The organism is bacterium (genome assembly GCA_020440705.1).
GTDB lineage: Bacteria > Krumholzibacteriota > Krumholzibacteriia > LZORAL124-64-63 > LZORAL124-64-63 > JAGRNP01.
Map to the genome: position 1 here is coordinate 1 of JAGRNP010000321.1, position 594 is coordinate 594.

The 594-nt window shown below is 64.1% G+C and carries 1 protein-coding gene; it reads left to right on the plus strand.

Translation table 11 applies throughout. The annotated features are described in order from the left end of the window. Window positions 1–594, plus strand: a 594-nt coding sequence (locus tag KDM41_18595; GenBank protein MCB1185433.1) for a HAMP domain-containing histidine kinase, incomplete at both ends; no start/stop codon positions are given.

A 594-nucleotide genomic window follows, 5' to 3' on the forward strand; every position in this document is an offset into this window, starting at 1 on the left:
GACATGCCCGAGCCCCAGAGCGAGCTTCTGGGCATCTGCACGACTAACGTCGAGCGGCTGGAGACCCTCATCAAAGACATCCTCGACTTCTCGAAGCTCGAGTCCTCCCGGCTTTCGACCCACTTCACCGACGTCCTGGTCGGGAGCCTCCTCGAGAGCGTGGTCGTCAACCTGGGCAACCTGGCCGAGCAGAAGTCGATCCGGATGGAGACGGAGGTGGAGGACGGCCTCCCGACCATCGAGGCCGACGAACTCCGGATCAGCCAGGTGCTGACCAACCTGGTCGGCAACGCGGTCAAGTTCTCGAACGAGAACGGAGTCATTCGGATCCGGGCCACCGGGGAAGACGGGGGAGTCCGGCTCGACATCGAAGACACCGGCATCGGCATTTCCGCAGAGGATATCCCCAAGCTGTTCACTAAGTTCCGCCAGCTGGATTCATCCAGTACGCGAACTGCGAGCGGCACCGGTCTCGGGCTCGCCATCTCGAAGGGGATCGTCGAAGAGCACGAGGGCCGGATCTGGGTGACCTCGAACCCCGGCCACGGCAGCGTCTTCTCCGTCTGGCTGCCCGGGAAGCGGGCTGCCGCTCCC